At 61.1% G+C, this 15,993-nt stretch carries 15 protein-coding genes and 2 tRNA genes; 11 read left to right on the top strand and 6 right to left on the bottom strand.

The window, feature by feature from the left end:
* Positions 1-82 precede the first annotated feature (82 nt).
* From ACWUI7_RS00455 to ACWUI7_RS00445, 3 genes are all read left to right on the top strand, one after another.
* Positions 83-1,987, top strand: a complete 1,905-nt coding sequence (locus tag ACWUI7_RS00455) for an ABC transporter ATP-binding protein (protein WP_496640182.1) — start codon at positions 83-85, stop codon at positions 1,985-1,987.
* Between the two features lie 234 nt (positions 1,988-2,221).
* Positions 2,222-2,581: a restriction endonuclease gene (locus ACWUI7_RS00450; RefSeq protein WP_496640181.1), complete on the top strand. Its 360-nt coding sequence runs from the start codon at positions 2,222-2,224 to the stop codon at positions 2,579-2,581.
* Positions 2,566-2,706, top strand: a complete 141-nt coding sequence (locus ACWUI7_RS00445) for a hypothetical protein (protein WP_496640179.1) — start codon at positions 2,566-2,568, stop codon at positions 2,704-2,706. Before ACWUI7_RS00450 ends, ACWUI7_RS00445 begins: the two co-directional genes overlap by 16 nt.
* On the opposite strand, the gene ACWUI7_RS00440 is transcribed toward ACWUI7_RS00445, so the two are convergent.
* The 4 genes from ACWUI7_RS00440 to ACWUI7_RS00425 form a co-directional block, all read right to left on the bottom strand.
* Positions 2,683-4,383, bottom strand: a complete 1,701-nt coding sequence (locus ACWUI7_RS00440; protein ID WP_496640177.1) for an L-lactate permease — start codon at positions 4,381-4,383, stop codon at positions 2,683-2,685. The genes ACWUI7_RS00445 and ACWUI7_RS00440 overlap by 24 nt on opposite strands.
* A gap of 370 nt (positions 4,384-4,753) precedes the next feature.
* Positions 4,754-6,427 carry a bifunctional metallophosphatase/5'-nucleotidase gene (locus tag ACWUI7_RS00435; protein ID WP_496640176.1) on the bottom strand — a complete coding sequence of 558 codons (1,674 nt, stop codon included), beginning with the start codon at positions 6,425-6,427 and terminating at the stop codon, positions 4,754-4,756.
* Positions 6,428-6,544: 117 nt separating this feature from the next.
* A tRNA-Thr gene (locus tag ACWUI7_RS00430) sits at positions 6,545-6,616 on the bottom strand.
* Between the two features lie 171 nt (positions 6,617-6,787).
* Positions 6,788-7,453, bottom strand: coding sequence for a DUF7114 family protein (locus ACWUI7_RS00425; protein ID WP_496640174.1), 666 nt, complete (start codon positions 7,451-7,453; stop codon positions 6,788-6,790).
* A 346-nt stretch (positions 7,454-7,799) separates the two neighbouring features.
* Here ACWUI7_RS00425 and ACWUI7_RS00420 point away from each other — a divergent pair.
* Positions 7,800-7,870, top strand: a tRNA-Gly gene (locus ACWUI7_RS00420).
* A gap of 643 nt (positions 7,871-8,513) precedes the next feature.
* Here the strand turns inward: ACWUI7_RS00420 and ACWUI7_RS00415 are convergent.
* A complete protein-coding gene (locus ACWUI7_RS00415) occupies positions 8,514-9,122 on the bottom strand; it encodes an undecaprenyl diphosphate synthase family protein (RefSeq protein ID WP_496640172.1) in 609 nt (202 codons plus the stop codon).
* Between the two features lie 111 nt (positions 9,123-9,233).
* Between ACWUI7_RS00415 and ACWUI7_RS00410 the strand changes: the two genes are divergently transcribed.
* From ACWUI7_RS00410 to ACWUI7_RS00380, 7 genes are all read left to right on the top strand, one after another.
* Complete coding sequence (locus ACWUI7_RS00410; protein WP_496640170.1) at positions 9,234-9,782, top strand: DUF8056 family protein; 549 nt, start codon at positions 9,234-9,236, stop codon at positions 9,780-9,782.
* Between the two features lie 2 nt (positions 9,783-9,784).
* A complete protein-coding gene (locus ACWUI7_RS00405; RefSeq protein WP_496640168.1) occupies positions 9,785-10,255 on the top strand; it encodes a DUF5812 family protein in 471 nt (156 codons plus the stop codon).
* 85 nt (positions 10,256-10,340) lie between these two features.
* Positions 10,341-11,222, top strand: a complete 882-nt coding sequence (gene secF / locus ACWUI7_RS00400) for a protein translocase subunit SecF (RefSeq protein ID WP_496640167.1) — start codon at positions 10,341-10,343, stop codon at positions 11,220-11,222.
* Entirely contained in the window at positions 11,222-12,850 is a 1,629-nt protein-coding gene (locus tag ACWUI7_RS00395; protein WP_496640166.1) for a preprotein translocase subunit SecD, read from the top strand. Before secF ends, ACWUI7_RS00395 begins: the two co-directional genes overlap by 1 nt.
* Before the next feature lie 47 nt (positions 12,851-12,897).
* The gene (locus tag ACWUI7_RS00390) at positions 12,898-13,410 is read left to right on the top strand and encodes a metallophosphoesterase (RefSeq protein ID WP_496640165.1); all 513 of its coding nucleotides are present in this window, start codon (positions 12,898-12,900) and stop codon (positions 13,408-13,410) included.
* A 54-nt stretch (positions 13,411-13,464) separates the two neighbouring features.
* Entirely contained in the window at positions 13,465-13,593 is a 129-nt protein-coding gene (locus ACWUI7_RS00385; protein WP_496640164.1) for a DUF7859 family protein, read from the top strand.
* 2 nt (positions 13,594-13,595) lie between these two features.
* Positions 13,596-14,762, top strand: coding sequence for an inorganic phosphate transporter (locus ACWUI7_RS00380; protein ID WP_496640163.1), 1,167 nt, complete (start codon positions 13,596-13,598; stop codon positions 14,760-14,762).
* Positions 14,763-14,793: 31 nt separating this feature from the next.
* Here ACWUI7_RS00380 and ygfZ read toward each other — a convergent pair whose 3' ends face one another.
* A complete protein-coding gene (gene ygfZ, locus ACWUI7_RS00375) occupies positions 14,794-15,960 on the bottom strand; it encodes a CAF17-like 4Fe-4S cluster assembly/insertion protein YgfZ (protein WP_496640162.1) in 1,167 nt (388 codons plus the stop codon).
* Between the last annotated feature and the right edge of the window lie 33 nt (positions 15,961-15,993).

The following is a 15,993-nucleotide window of genomic DNA, read 5'->3' as shown; positions in this document are numbered from 1 at the left end:
GATGAAAAACCATCTTACCGCTTACGTATATTAACAAGATCATGTCATCGGATACTTGTACGCGAGAGCGCTATCGAGCACCGTGACAGACGACCACGGCGGGTTTGAGCACGTTCGGGAGAACGTTGACGGACACCCGATGGTGAGTTTGCTCGGCTACGCCAAACGCTACTGGCCAACCCTCACGCTCGGCGTGCTTGCGGCGTTCCTCACCCGGTTCGCCCGACTGGTCCCCCCGATTGTCGTCGCGGCTGCCATTGATCGAGCGATCCGTGGGTCGGCCGACGCGGGACTGCTGACCGACGTGGGCTTGCTGCCGCAAGGTGAGATCACCGGCGAAGCGGCTCGCCTCGCGTTACTTGAACAGCTTGTGCTCATCGCGGTTCTCGCGTACCTGGTCCGATCGGTCACTCGTTTTATTTCTCGCTATTTACTTCAAGCGACTGCACAGAAGGTCCAGCGTGATCTGCGAAACGACACGTACGGCCATCTTCAGCGGCTCTCTATGGACTTTTTCGCGGATCACCAGACTGGCGGAATGATGTCGATCCTCAACAGCGATATCAATCGGCTTGAGCAGTTCCTCAACACAGAGTTCCGACAGCTCATCCGTGTGGTCGCAACGGTCGGTGGGATTGCGATCATCCTTTGGACGTACTCGCCGAAGCTCGCACTCATTGCGCTAGCACCGGTCCCGATCATCGGACTGGCGAGCGGCCAGTTTCTCACCTGGATCGAGCCTCGATATAAGTCGATTCGCGAGACCGTTGCTCGATTGAACACGCGGCTTGAGAACAACCTCGGTGGCGCTGCGGTGATTAAGGCGTTTGACCGGTATAGCTTTGAGCAGCGTCGGGTCGCTGAGCAGAGCGAGGCATACCACGATGAGAAGATTGGGGCGCTGCGAATCCGACGTGGATTCTTTGCTACCCTGCGGCTACTAACCGGCATCGTGTTCGTCCTCGTTCTCTACATCGGTGGGAGTGATATCATCACCGGCGTGCCTGGTGAGGCGGGGGCGCTAACCCTCGGCGGGTTCGCACTCTTTTTCCTCCTGTTGCGGCGGCTGTACTCGCCGATGCGGCGGGTCGGTAAGTCAGCGAACAAGTATCAGCTTGCAAAGTCCAGCTCCGAGCGCGTGTTTGGGTTGCTCGGCCGTGAGCCTACAATTACCAGCCCCGAATCGGCGCATGTCCCCGAGTCAACCGACGGGGGAGTCACCTTTGAAGACGTTACATTCGCCTACGGGGACCGCGAGCCTGTCCTTCATGATGTCTCGCTTGATGTTCCGTCGGGGACGACTATCGGGCTTGCCGGGGCGACCGGGGCCGGTAAGTCAACCCTCCTGAAACTCATTCCCCGGTTCCACGATGTCAATGAAGGCGGAGTCCAGGTTGACGGGATTGACGTTCGAGAGTACGATCTACAGTCGTTACGGGACGCCATCGCCATTGTCGAGCAGAATCCGTACCTGTTCTCGGGGACCGTCGCGGAGAATATCGCGTACGGCGACCGCGAGACACTTGAAGCTGAGTGGCTGGAAGGATCCAATGAGAGCGCACGCGCCCGGGTTGAGCAGGCGGCCTCAGCCGCCGCAGCGGATGAGTTCATCACAGACCTCCCCAATGGATACGACACGCAAGTTGGTGAGCGAGGCATCAAACTCTCGGGTGGCCAGCGGCAGCGCCTCGCCATCGCCCGGGCACTGCTCAATGACCCCGAGATCATCGTCTTTGATGAGGCCACATCGGACGTTGACACGGAAACTGAGGAACTGATTCAAGAGAGCCTTGAGCGGCTAGTCGAGGAGCGGACCGCGTTCATCATTGCCCACCGGCTTTCAACAATTCAGAACGCTGATCAGATTGTGGTGATGGATCAGGGCCAGATCGTTGAGCAGGGGGTTCACGAGGAACTGATTGCAGGTGGAGATACATATGCGAACCTCTGGCAAGGACAGTCAGAAGCGTCTCCTGCCGACGACTAGCTCTCAGTTGCGGTTCCGTTAGCACGCGGGATTGGCTCCCCGCTGGTCGGTGAGTTGAATGGCTAGCCCCGTCCACTAACGTGGGTGTGAAGGCCGAATCCGGCGAGAAGCCGACCCCACCGGTGGCAGTCGTGGCCTGAACCCGGACTCGTGACCGCACCACTGATACTGGCCAGACTGATGGGTGGTAGTTGAGGCACAAGGGGTACGTCGGCGCACTACCACCTGCACTGGATGCATCCTGCTTTGAGGTATGCGCTGGTTCGTGAGGACACAGCAGACAACCTTTCAGCGGTAGAGCCCTTCGCTCAACATACACTAATGCCACCCGATACTCCGGAGTCATCGGTTACATATCATTCACCGACTCACGAATACTTGCGCCAGCGACTCCAGCAGATGGATCCCGAGGCGTTCGAGTGTTTTGTAAGCGATGTGTGGGAGTATCTCGGCTGGCAGACACGCGTCGTCGGGAAGCCAGGGGATCGCGGTATCGACGTTGTCGCCGTGGACGGAGAAGAAAAAAGCGTATCCAGGCGAAGCGGTACGGTCCATCGACCACGGTTGGAAGTCCTGAAGTGCAACAGTACGTGAGTCTCCGAATCCAAGAGGACAACGTGAACCAGGTGATGATCGTCACGACAGGTGAGTTCTCCCAGCAGCCGCGTGATCTTGCTCCGGGGCTTGATGTGATATTAGACAAAGAGACTCGCAAGTGACAGTAGCGCAAAGATAATGAACGTATACGCGGCAACAGGAATGATATTCATCCTGATCACGGTTCCCTCCTTGCCGATGAGGCCAACCGTAGCCAATGCAGCGATCACATTGTGAATCGAGATTGCATTCCCGATCCCGCCTGCCGCGGCTTGGGCGGCGACGACATGCGCCTGATTATACCCCAACTTGCCAGCCAGTTCATACTGCATGGGGCTGAACGTGACATTTGAGACCATCACGGAACCGGTTACGAACGTCCCAACGACACCGATGGGGGCAACGACAGCGGTATACACCCCGCCAAATGTCCCGCCGACCCCATCAGCGATGGCAAGCATCATGCTCTGCGATCCGGGAGCACCTCCATACTGCCCAGAATGAAGAAGGATCCCAACCGTCCCAATAATGAACGTGAGTGCAACAGCAGGGGCGATCGCTGTCTCTCCTGCTTCTTGCCACGCCTGTTTGATCTCAGTTCCTGAAAGCCCGTACAGCGGAATCGCTATGAGTGCAGTTGCGACGAGCCACGTGCCTGGCGCGTATGCCCATGCGATACTGTTTGTGATAGTCGTGTCAAAGATTCCTGTCCAAGACAGCGTGAACATATCAAGCTGTGTGAGCGCACTTCCAACCGGTGTGAAATCTCGGGTGCTAATGAGGAGTACGACGAGCAGGATATACGGCGTCCAGGCTCGCCCAAGTGACAATGGCTGTCCACCATCTGTCACGGTGTTTTGTTGATCCGCAGGCCGATCAGAGTGCTTTCCAGGGGTTGATCCAGTCCAGGCCTCTGGCCAGGTATGGTTATCTGGGAGGTGCCACTGGCTGTCGGGGAGCAGCCACCCTCGATTGAGTACCCAAACGGTGAGTCCCCCACCAACGATTGGGGCGATGATCGAGGGTAGTTCCGGACCCAGAAACACGGCTGTAAGGGTGAATGGGATTATAAATGCTACTCCAGCGAACAACGCAAGCGGGACGACAGGGCGTACTGCCGCAAGTGACCGCTGCGGTACGTCGCCAAAGAAGTAAACGAGCATTGACACCGTAACAAGCGGCATAGCCAAGCCGGGGAGAACGTGGTAGGTGGCTGTAAGTCCACTAACATCACCAGCAAATACCGCGGCTTCAGCAGCAGAGACTGTCTCGAGTGAACCGACTGCATCCGCGATACCTGGATTGATTGGGACACCGACTGCGCCGTACGTGGTTGCAATTGCATGGCCCACAAGAGCCACGATAACCGCAGCAAGTGCTGGGAACCCGAGACTAACCAGTAGTGGGGCAACGATTGCGGCCGGGGTCCCAAAGCCCGCGACCCCGGTGAGAAAGGCCGTCAAAAAGAATCCAATGAGGATTGTCTGAACACGGTGATCGCTACTAATTGACGCAAATCCTGATGCAATCCGTTCGATCGCGCCTGCTTGCTGGAGTGTATACAGTAACACGAGCGCACCGAAGACGATCCAGAGTATTTCGATAGCGAGCATCACGCCCCAGGTGGTCGCCGCTGCGATCCAGCGAACCGGGAGCTGCCAGACAGTTGCAGCCACGAGTACGGCAGTGGCCCATGCAACGGGCATGGCCTTTGTTGCGGGCCAGAGAGCACCGACAAGCAACACTGCAGCAGTCACGAGCGGAAGTGCTGCGGCGGCAGCGAGGAATATATCGCTCATGGCTGTACACCTACTCGCGTCGGCTGGCTGGATGGTCGGTGAGTTATCGATCGATCGATTCGGTAAGTGAAAGTAAAAACAATTACTATAACTGTTTTTATGGTTACTGTAGAACTACTCATAGTTACATAACGGCCGTAGCACACAAGTATATTTCTGTAATATTTTATCGTAATTTAAACAACGATCGGGATATATCCTGTTTATTGATTGAGCAATCAAGCAACTAAACGACGGGACGTTCTCCGTGGAGAAACACAATAGGCAGCGATGATACCGAGGCTGACCCAACTATTGATATCCTCCCCGCGCTGAAGCGCGAGACGTTCTCCTCAGTTCTCCGTAACCAATGGGGCTGGATTACTACTAGCTAGAGTTTGACCGCGTGTCCTAAGCGCTCGGTGATCTGTGTCTCCCACGTTGCATTTTGCACCGAAATGCGCCCGGTAACCGTTGGATCGATTGGTGAGTTGGCTTCTATCTGCCGTGTAATGAGGCTGGATAAGACTGGACCGTTTCCAGGGGTCAATACTCGTGGCGCGTTGGTGAGCATCTCATATTCGTCTCCTCCGTCTGCAATGAAGTTGTTTGTAGCCATGGTGTAGGTCCCCTCCGAGTCAATTGGCTCTTCGTTGAGACTGGCTTCAACAACTCGACTCTCAACTTCATTTGATGCGTCGTACGTGTATTGAAGCCCTGCAACTTGTGGGAATCGACCAGAGAGACGTTCTATTTCACTCACTCCATTTTCGAGGACTGCTCGTACCGTCTCACCAGAAACCTCAAGAACTGTCACCTCGTTTCCAAACGGCAGGATATTTATCACGTCTCGTTGGGTGAGCGTACCTGGTTCGTACTGCGTATCCGTACGGATACTTCCTCCATTTTGGACAGCAACGTCGGCACCAGTGTAGGAACGCATTGTTTCAGCAATGAAATTGCCCATGTTCGACTCTTCCCGGCGGACCACTGTTTCGCGACAATCAAGCGTCGTGTCCGTTTCACCAACCTTCTGACCGACCTCATCATCGAGACGACTCTGATACTCTTCGACGAGCTGGACGACCTGATTGTTGGGTTCAAGTCCTCGTCCGACCGCTTCGGCTGTCGCATGACGCGTGAATTCGTGGCCTACTACTTCACCGGCTTCAACCTGCAGGTGGAGTTCAGCAAGGTGTTCGAATTCATCTCCAACAACGGAGACGAGACTCCCGTTAACCATTTTGGGCGTCTCGTACGTGCGGGCGGCGTGGTCTCCTACGTACGCGTCCACACCGTCGACGTTTGGTGCAACCTCAGACTCAACGACTGGACTCGCGACGTGAGAGAGGACAACGACGACATCTGCCCCTTCGTCTCGCATCTGTGGGACAACATCTTGTAGGGCTGTAGCGGGCTCTTGCACCTTGGCGTTCTCACCGAGCGACGCGACGTTTGGTGCTTCTTCGGTGAGGATTCCGGTGAGCCCGACCGTGACGCCATTCACCTCGGGAAGTGCGTATCGCATGGCTCCTTGTTCGCTCGCGAACACCTCGTCGGTGCGACGATCAATACAGTTCGCACTCAGCCAGGGAAACTCACTGTTAGCAACTTGCTCTCGGAAGACCTCAGGACCCATATCAAAGTCGTGGTTGCCGAAGCCGTCATAATCAAGCTTCCCAGCATTCAGTGCATCGACGATATGTGCACCGTCAAATACCGAGGATAGAACTGAAGACGCGAGGTCATCGCCGACGCCCACACGCAGGGCAGTAGGATATTCGGCAGCCAGCTGGTCGATCAATCCAATGTAATTAGCAATGTTCGCTGATTCCTCAAGATCACCGTATCGCCCCTGCAGATGCGTATCGTGGATAATCGTTACTGTACGACTGTCAGGTACCGTTTCTGGCTCACTCTCACCGGTTGTATTCGTTTGGCTTGATGTTGAGCCAGTCGTGGCTTCACTTTCTGTATTACAGCCAGCTAATCCGACAGTGAGACCACTTACCCCAACTCCCCGTAGTAAGCGACGACGTGATAATTCAGATTTTTCGTCTCGCATAATTCAATGTGTGGCTAATGGCTCATATGTATTCGGCTTTGAGGGCTTTGTTGAAATCCTCAGAGAGTTACGTGTTTATCGTATAAAATGTGCGTATGAATGGTGTACGGCAGGAAGAGCCTAGGCCGGGATTTGAACCCGGGCTCTCGTCCTTACCAAGGACGCGCTTTACCGCTAAGCTACCCAGGCGCGTGCGGTCAGTGTCCGTCGATCGGAGTGCTGCACCCGATGCTACTGGGCAGCCGTATATGAATGTGATGAAAGCCACCGGCCGTGCTGCAGTGTCGCAATCGTCGTTCACTTGACCGCATTACTGGCCAACCACAATCACCACCAGCAATACTCACCGGTCGACAACACTCATCGATCGGTCGCACTCACTGCTCGCTCGGAGATCGCCGCAATCTGGTCAGCAGTCGTCTCAGGGAGTGCACGCCCGGGCGGGGGAAATTCCCCATCGTAATCTGCAGCGAGCTCTCTGGCGTACGCGAGCAGTTCTGCTGGCGGATCGCCACCGACCGCGGTCGTCCCGGCGACAACCGCGAGCTCCAGTGCGTCAACCTCAAGATTCCGGTCGAGTGACGTCGCCTCCGGCGGCTCGACGGCCGGATTCGCTCGGCGCGTCTGGTCGCGACCGAACGCACGCACGACCTCGACAGCAGCCGATGAGGCGTCGGTGTGTGCGAGAAGCGAGAAGCCGCGAGAGACGAGTACGTCGGCCGCAAGCACGTCGAGGTCGGCGTCTATCTCCGCTTCTGGCGTCGAGACGGCCGTCCACGGCTCCTCGTGTGCGAGTCGGCGGGTGAGCCTGAGTCCCTCGTAGATGAGTTGGACACCCGCAGCTTGGTCGACGACGGCTTCCGGGTCGACGTCGGGGTCGAGCGCACGGGCAGTAATGATCGAAAGAACACCGGGCGTGACGGCCGCCGTAGCGAGTCTCCCGTCGAGCGTCTGGCGGAGCCGGTCGGGCTCGACGTTCGCGAGCGCCTCGCGTGCGGCACCACGCGCTCGCGCGACATCGTCCATTACGATGCCGTTCGACAGGCAAGGGCAAAGACCTTTGGAAACGACACCCGGCGGCCGGACGAGGCCGACACACGCCTACCGGATCGACCGTGGTATATCCTCCTCGTGGTAAACGGAGAGGAACTCCGCTCCCTCAGGCAGTCGGGTTACGCCCGACGACGGCGAGGCTTCCCGTACCGCAGGTGCGATATTTGCTGGGTTGCGGAAGTGCGAGGAGAAAGCCCCGCCGTACACGGCGGGATTCTCTCCCCGTAGAGAGATGGTGTAGGGCAAACCTCGGATCGCACCACCATTCCGAGGTGACAGAGTTAAGTATCCCACCAGCGCACTATGACATGCGAAGCTCGCACCGGTAGTGTAGTGGTATCACGCAACCTTGCCATGGTTGCAACCCGCGTTCAAATCGCGGCCGGTGCACTTCTGACTGACTTCGTCGGTCAACGTTCGCCTCGCAATGCTCGGCAAACTCCCTGCGGTCGTCCACCGGCTCGTCTCCCGCTTCTCGCAGGAGGCCCAGCCGAGACAGTTCGTGAACGACGTGAGCGACAGCACTGTCGATCGGGAGCGGGAACCCGGTACTCGTCGCGGTGGCGCGCGCCTCGTGGACCGCCTGTGGCGTGTCCACGAGCGCGTGCGAGGGATGAGCGAGTCGCCACAGGCGACTCGCGAATCGGCTGGGGAGGGTGTGACTAATTGGTGTCCGGATGTCGCGCGGTCGTGTTGTTCACGTTGGTACTGTCACAGTCGTATAGAATCGGTTGGGGAGGGTGTGGCCAACTGGTGGCCGTGTGTCGTGGAGTCGTGTCCGTCACAGAGCCATTACAACGATCGTATAAAATCGGCTGGGGGGGATAGCTGAAATCTGTGTCCGTGTGTCACGGAGTCCTGTCGCTCACAAAGCCACCTGCGTATCGGCTCAGTTGGGGTGTGAGTGTAAGTGGTGGCTGGAGCTCACGGGTCGTCTCGGTCATACAGTCACCACCGCCACACCCATATTGAGGAGTGGTGACGGAGACGAGTACCCACGTATCACGGCGTCGTCTCATCCACAACACACCGCCTATCGACCGAATCGTCGCTGCCGGTCCTGAAAGTCGAGGACGGCCCGAAGATAGTCGCGTCGCCTGAAGTCACGCCAGTTGACGTCGGTAAAGTACAGCTCCGCGTACGCCGACTGCCAGATGGCGAAGTCCGAGAGGCGCTCTTCACCGGTTTTTATCACGAGGTCAGGCTCGGTCGGAAAGACGAGCCGGTCGGTGACGGCCGCCTCATCGATAGCCTCGGGCGTCAACTCGCCGGCAGCGACGTCGGCAGCGAGGTCACGGACCGCGGCCGCAAACTCGGCTTTCCCACCCAAGCCGACGTTCACGTGAATCGGCGCGTCTGCAGATTCGGTGTCATCTGGCCCCCGAATTGATATCGGCGCTGGCGTCTGGAGCGCCGAAAACGAACGCGTGAGCGCGGGAACAACCGCGGCGTCAAGGACTGAGACCGAGACTGTCACCCGGTCGGCGCCGTAGTCGAACACCCACCTGAGCGCCGAAGCGAGCGTCTCGAATGCACCGTCAACGAGCAGGTCGCGCTCGGTCATCACGATCGCGACGTGGTCCGGCGGCGCTCCGTCGTGGAGGCGGTGGCGAACACCGAGGTACACGTCGTACAAACCCACGGATGGTAGTCATCGTCGAACGGCTAAAACCTCGCGGACGACGAACGCCCAGCGGACGACGAACAGATCGCGGACGAGAGGTTTAATCGATTGACGGCCGTATTGGGTCCAATGACAGACAGCTACCGGGGCGTCCTCGGGGCAATCCCGTACGCGATCCGCCACACCGACTCCTGGGTGATGCGGGCCTACGGGGTGATCGGCGGACTCGCCGCCGCTGCGATTGCAGCCGTCGTGACGCTCGCGCTCGTCGTCTGGATGGGCGAGACCGTCGGCGTGCCAAGCGGGACGTACCTGTTCACGCGCACACTGTACGTGATACTTGGTTTCGCTGCGGTCGCACCGCTTTTGGCCCCGCTGCTCTTCGTCGCGCGCCGCCACCGCCGGAGCGACCCCGTCGCAGTCGGGTACGACCGTGCGCTCGCCGCTACCGGCTTCGCCTTCCTCGCCTCGCTGTACCTCGGGCTCATCATCACCGTCCCCGAGTCGCTCCAGAGCACCGATTCCGTGCTGCTCGATGTGTTGTATGCGCTCCCGCGGCCGCTCGGTGCCGTGCCGCCAGTAGCAACCGCAGCAGGGATCTTCTGGACACATTATCGACTCCGCCGCCCCAGCGCGGACACGTCGACGCACGCCGCCGAGCCGCAAACGGAGGGCTAGCAATGGGCGATCAGAAGACGAGCACGTTTCTCGTCACGCACGTCAAGTCCGGATCAGCGATCCTCAAAGACGTCCACGACGGGCAGGTTCACACACTGGATGCGACCGACGAGTTCGCCGTCGACGACGCCGTCAAGTCGACGATCGCACCAGAACCACCATTAGAGCTCACGTACCGCGTGGTCGAGCTCGAAGAACGGTGGCCGCTCTCGATCGAGCACAGCGAGGAGCCGCCGACTGCACACGAACGGGCGATTGCCGCCGACCAGTCGACCGGTGAGTTGACACAAGAGCCACGGGCCGGCATCGGCGAGATTCACGTCCTGTCGCCGCCCGAAGACGCCACTGACGCCGCCGCAGACGACGTGCTGAAAGACCGGGAGTCGACGCTCTCGCGGGCCGCCAGACTCGGAGTAAATCGGGTCGAGATCCGCACCGATCCGGGCGTGCTCAGCGTTCGGTATCTGCCGTGAGTTACACAGCGGCGACGAGCGGTCGCGCCTATGCATCGCCGCGGATATAAGAAGGCTTATTCGGCATCACGGACGAACCGGTCTCATGACAGGGATCGAGGTACCGGACGTCGATTACACCGCATACTCGAACCGGCAGCTCGTGCTCGTGCCGCTCGCCGTGCTCGCGCTCGCGATCGTCGTGATCGGCGGGTGGTACGTCGTCACTGGCGCACCGGCAACGCCCGGACTCGAGTTCACCGGAGGCGTCGAACTCCGAGTCGTCGACGACGGCGAAGACGTTCGCGGACAGATCGAGACAGCGTTCGACAGACAGCCAGACGCGATCCAGTCGATCCCCGCCGACAACGTCTACGTAGTGACGTTCCGTGCTACTGAAGGCGACCCCGAAGACCTCGCCGGGCGCCTCGATGACCAAGCGGCAGCGGCAAACCTCGAGGCGACCGGTATCGACCAAGTGTCGCCGAACTTCGCCGCCGATACCGTCCGCACCGCGATCTTTGGATTGGTGCTCGCCTTTTTGGGGATGAGCGTACTCGTGTTCGCACTGTTCCGCACGGTGGTTCCGTCCGTGGCCGTCGTCGCCTCGGCGTTCTCCGATCTCGTGATTCCGGTCGCCGCGATGAACCTCCTCGGGATCGAGATGACGCTCGGTATCGTGGCCGCGCTGCTCATGATCATCGGGTACAGCGTCGACTCCGACATCCTGTTGAACAACTCGGTGTTACGCCGGACCGGCGGGTTCTACGAGTCGGTGAGCCGGGCGATGCGGACCGGGGTGACGATGACGATTACCTCAATGGCGGCGATGATCGTCATGGCAATCGTCGCTACGCTGTTCGGCATCGACTTGCTCCGTGACATCGGCATCATTCTCGCGATCGGGCTCTGTGCGGACCTGATGAACACGTACCTGTTGAACGTAGCGCTGCTTCGCTGGTACAAATTCGAGGGGGTGAGTCGCTGATGCTTGAGCCGATCAAGAAGAACTGGCGCGTGCTCCTGCTCGTCGCCGTCGTGCTCGGCTCGTCAGTCGCGTTGTTCGCCCCGCAGTTCGCACCCGAGACCGCGGCCGGCACCACGGGCGACGCAACGCAAGGGGCGACCAACCTCCAGTACGGCCTCGACCTCGCCGGCGGGACGCGGGTTCGTGCCCCATTACTCGGGTACACCGCGACCGACGTCACCTTCGACGGCGCCCAACCCACCCAGGTGGCGAGTGACGTCGCCGCCGAGCTCCCGAACGTCTCCACGCGCGACGTGAATGCCGTGGTGGCAGACAGCACCACGAGCGCCACCGGGAGTCCAACCGGCGCGGTCGACGTCACCGATCCGACGGTCGACGAGGCGCAGTTCCGAGCGGCAATGGACGCCTCCGGCTACGCGTACGAGTCGATTCGGTCCGGCGTGACAGACGAGACGCGGGGCGTCGCCGAGGAGATCATCCGCGGGAAGATCAACGAGGCGGGGCTCTCCGGCGGCAGCGTCCAGCAGGTGCAGTCGATAACCGGCGAGTACTTCCTGCTCGTCGAGGTGCCTGGTGAGGGCCGTGAGGACGTGATCGAGCTGCTCGAAGAGCGCGGGACCGTCCAGATAGCTATCGCGTACCCAGATCCCGACGCGCCGGACGGCACGGCGGTCGAAGAGAACGTCCTCATTCAAGACGACTTCGAGAACATCGGGACGGCGAGCCAACGCGAGCGGGGGACCGGCGCGTACGTCCCGGTGTCGGTTGTAAACGAGGCCCCAGCAGGCGAGCAGTCTCCCGCAGAACGGTTCCAGTCCGCAGCGGTCGACCGTGGCGTTGCGGGCACTGCCGGCGGCGCGACGTGCAATTACGACATGTCGGCGGACGCGCTCGCCGAGAACAGCGATCCGTGTCTACTGCTCATAGTCAACGGCGAGGTCGTCAACGCCTTCGGGATGGTCGACGACCTGGCGGCGAGCATGGCGCGTGGCAGTTGGGCCGAGAGCGGCAACTTCCGGCTGACGACGACGAACTTCAGCGACGCCCAGACGATCTCGATCAACCTTCGAGCCGGTGCGCTCCCGGCCGAACTCGATATCGGTGGCCAGGGAACCTCCTCAACCATCTCGGCGAGCCAGGGGGAGAACTTCCGGTTCTACTCGGCTATTACCGGAATCCTCGCGGTCTTCGCGGTGGCGGGAATGGTGTTCGTCCGCTATCGCGAGCCGCGCGTCGCACTGCCGATGATCCTCACCGCGCTCGCGGAGGTGTACGCGCTCCTTGGGTTTGCCGCGCTCGTGGGGTACCCGCTTGAGTTGGCAGTCATCGCCGGGTTCATCGCCGTGGTCGGTACCGGCGTCGACGACCTCGTGATCATCGCCGATGAGGTGATGAGCGAAGGTGATGTGAACTCCCGGACGGTATTCGACTCGCGGTTCCGCCGGGCGTTCTGGGTCATCGGGGCTGCCGCGGCCACAACGATCGTGGCGATGTCACCCCTCATGGTGTTGAGTCTCGGCGACTTATCCGGGTTTGCCATCTTTACGATCCTCGGCGTACTCGTCGGTGTGTTAATCACCCGGCCCGCCTACGGCGACATTCTTCGCCGGCTGTTGACAGTCCGGTGAGACGCCCCGGCCGCCGCGTTTAACCACTGGCCCGCGCAACTGCGCTTATGCTTACCGTACTCTCAGACACGCACAGCGTGGACGACACCCGGCTGCAGGGCCGAACGCGGACGGCCGTCGACGAGGCCGACCTCGTCGTTCACGCAGGCGACTTCTATCGGCCATCGGTGCTCGACGGATTCGAGCGGGCCGCGGGGTCACTGCGGGCGGTGTACGGAAACAACGATGGGCCGGCAATTCGCGACCGACTCCCCGCAGTATGTACCATCGAGTACGGTGGTGTGCGCTTTGCGGTGACACACCGACACCGGAGCGGCGACACCGGGCTCGTCATGCTCGGCCGCGAGCGCGACGCCGACGCCGTGATCTGTGGCCACAGCCACCGTCCACGGTTCGACGACGAGCCCGATCTGCCGATCGTGAACCCGGGGAGTCACGCACAGCCCCGCGGGAATCGACCGGCCCACGCGGAGCTCGAGCCGGACGGTAACGGGTGTCTCGACGGTCGGCTCGTCACGCCCGACGGCGAGGTGTTCGAGCGATTTCGGATCGAGTCGTGAGTGTGTACACAGCCGGGTCGAAACGACTAACACCGTTCCGACAGATGCGTGGGTATGTTCTCGGTCGAACCGTTGTTCGTGCTGGTTCTCGTCGGCCTGCTCGGGCTGTTCTTTTTCGGCTTCCTCCTCGTCCGGCGGACGTTACTCGGACTGCGTGAGGGCTACGACGACGGGCGGCGGTGACGATGGCGGTCGCCACAGTTGCCACTCTCGTCGTCGCCGGCGTCGCCAGCCTGTTCATGGCGTGGTCGATCGGTGCTGGCTCCTCGGGGTCGACCCCGTTCGCTCCTGCGGTCGGTGCCAACGCCATTTCCGTGATGCGCGCGGGACTCGTCGTCGGCGTACTCGGCTTCCTCGGAGCGGTACTACAAGGAGCGAACGTCACGGAGGCGGTTGGGACCGAGCTGATTGGCGGCGTCACGCTCACCGCGACCGCGGCCATCGTCGCGCTGGTCGTCGCTGCGGTGCTCGTCGCCGCCGGTGTCTTCGCGGGCTACCCGATCGCGACCGCGTTCACCGTGACCGGGGCCGTCGTCGGCGTTGGACTGGCGATGGGTGGAGACCCGGCCTGGCCGAAGTACGCCGAGATACTCACGCTTTGGGTGAGCACTCCGTTCGTTGGCGGGGGTGCTGCCTACCTCGTCGCGCGAGCGCTCACTGGTACCCGGCTGCCGGAGCGGGCGCTCACCGCCGTGCTCGCCGGTGTCGTCGGCGCGATACTCGCAAACGTTGGGTTCGCGCTGTTGGGACCGGCCGGCGAGCAGGCGTCGGTAGCCGTCGTGCTCGCCGAGCGTGGAGGGCTGACACCGGGCATCGTGACGGTTGCTATCGCTGCGGTGGTCGCCGGAGCGGAGTACGTTGACGTCACACGGGATCGGACCGGTGCACAGCGTCGCTTCCTGCTCTCGATGGGCGGGCTGGTGGCGTTTTCGGCCGGTGGGTCACAGGTCGGGCTCGCGATCGGCCCGCTGGTCCCGATATTCAGTACTGTCGGCGTTTCACTCGTCGCGCTGCTCGTAGGCGGTGGTATCGGTCTCCTCGCCGGGTCGTGGACGGGCGCGCCGCGGATGATCAAAGCGCTGGCACAGGACTACGCCTCGATGGGGCCGCGGCGGTCGATCGCAGCGCTCATCCCGTCGTTCGCGATCGCACAGACCGCCGTCGCGTTCGGGATCCCGGTGTCGTTCAACGAGATCATCGTCTCGGCGATTGTGGGCGCGGGATACGCCGTCGGCAACGCGGGCGTGAGCCGGAGAAAGATGGGGTTCACCGTCCTCGCGTGGATCGGATCGCTCGTCGGCGCGTTCGTACTCGGATTCGGCGTGTTCAGTGCGGTCACGTGGATAGTTTGAGCATCACCGGTGAACCATTGCTGCTGAATCCCTACGAATCGACTGCATCCGGATACTGCGGCAGACGCGCGGACTGGGCACTCCCCTCAATGAACGGGAGTGATTCGAGCGTCGCCTCCCTCTCGTCGCCGTCGACGCGAACAGTGACAGAGCTGGCCGTCGGGTCGGCAGTCGCATCGACGAGGGCGAGTGCGAGTGGTACTTCGGTCGCAGGGCCGACCCCAGCGCGGGTCACCGCTCCGATCGCCTCGTCGCCGTCGAACACCGCAGCCCCGGCGGCCGGTAGTACCTCGTCGATCGCGTCTGGATTCACATCACCGTCAATCTCGGCGACAGCGTCCGCGAGCCCGGCGAGCGAGAGCCCGGCAAGCCGTCGGCTGGGCCGTCCCTGGTTCTCGACGCGTGAGACGACCTCTTGGCCGACGTAACACCCCTTCTCGAAGTCAAGCGCGTTACGGATCCCGAGGACGTTTGGGATCTTTCCGGAGAGTTCGTACTCGAACTGTGGCGTTCCCGCCTCGATCGTCAACGCGTCCCACGTGCGGTAGCCGAATGGGGCGGCGTTAAGTCCCCGATTGACGAGCGTGTCGAAGACGTCGGACGCGTCATCGGCCGCACAGACGACCTCGTATCCCTCCTCGCCGAGCGGCGCGTCCGTCGCGAGCACGGTGACACCGGCGTCGACCATCGTGCCACGGACGAACGTGAGCGGCGGTTCAGGCGCACCGGGACCGGCGAGCACCGAGGCGATCTTCTCCGTGGATTTGGGTCCGTGAACGCCGAACACGCCGAGTTCGTCGGAGATATCCGCGATCGCGACGTCTTGGATGAATACCTTACTCGCCCAGTCTTCGCAGACCGGATCGGTGCGCTCAGGCGGGAGGAAGACGAGCAGGCGCTCGTCGGCGTTGTACACGTACATATCGGTCTCGATCCCGCCTTGGGGGTCACACAACAGCGCGTAGACGCCGTGACCGTCGGCCGTCGGCACGCGGTTGCTGATAGCGTTGTCGACGAACGCAACGCGGTCGCTGCCAGTCACCGCGAGCACGCCGTATCCCATCTCGATCGTCCCGACGACGTTTCTGACAGCCTTCCCGACGCGGGCAGGCTTGCCGTAGTGGTCGACGACCTCGCTGCCGCCGCGGTCGCGGGTGATCGCCCCGTGGTCGGCGTGGGCCGAAGCGACGAGCGTCATACGTACGTACAGTCGTGGTGGAAACAAAAGCTC

The sequence above is a fragment of the Halorubrum orientale genome (genome assembly GCF_059623105.1).
This window is presented reverse-complemented; position numbering and strand designations above follow the sequence as displayed.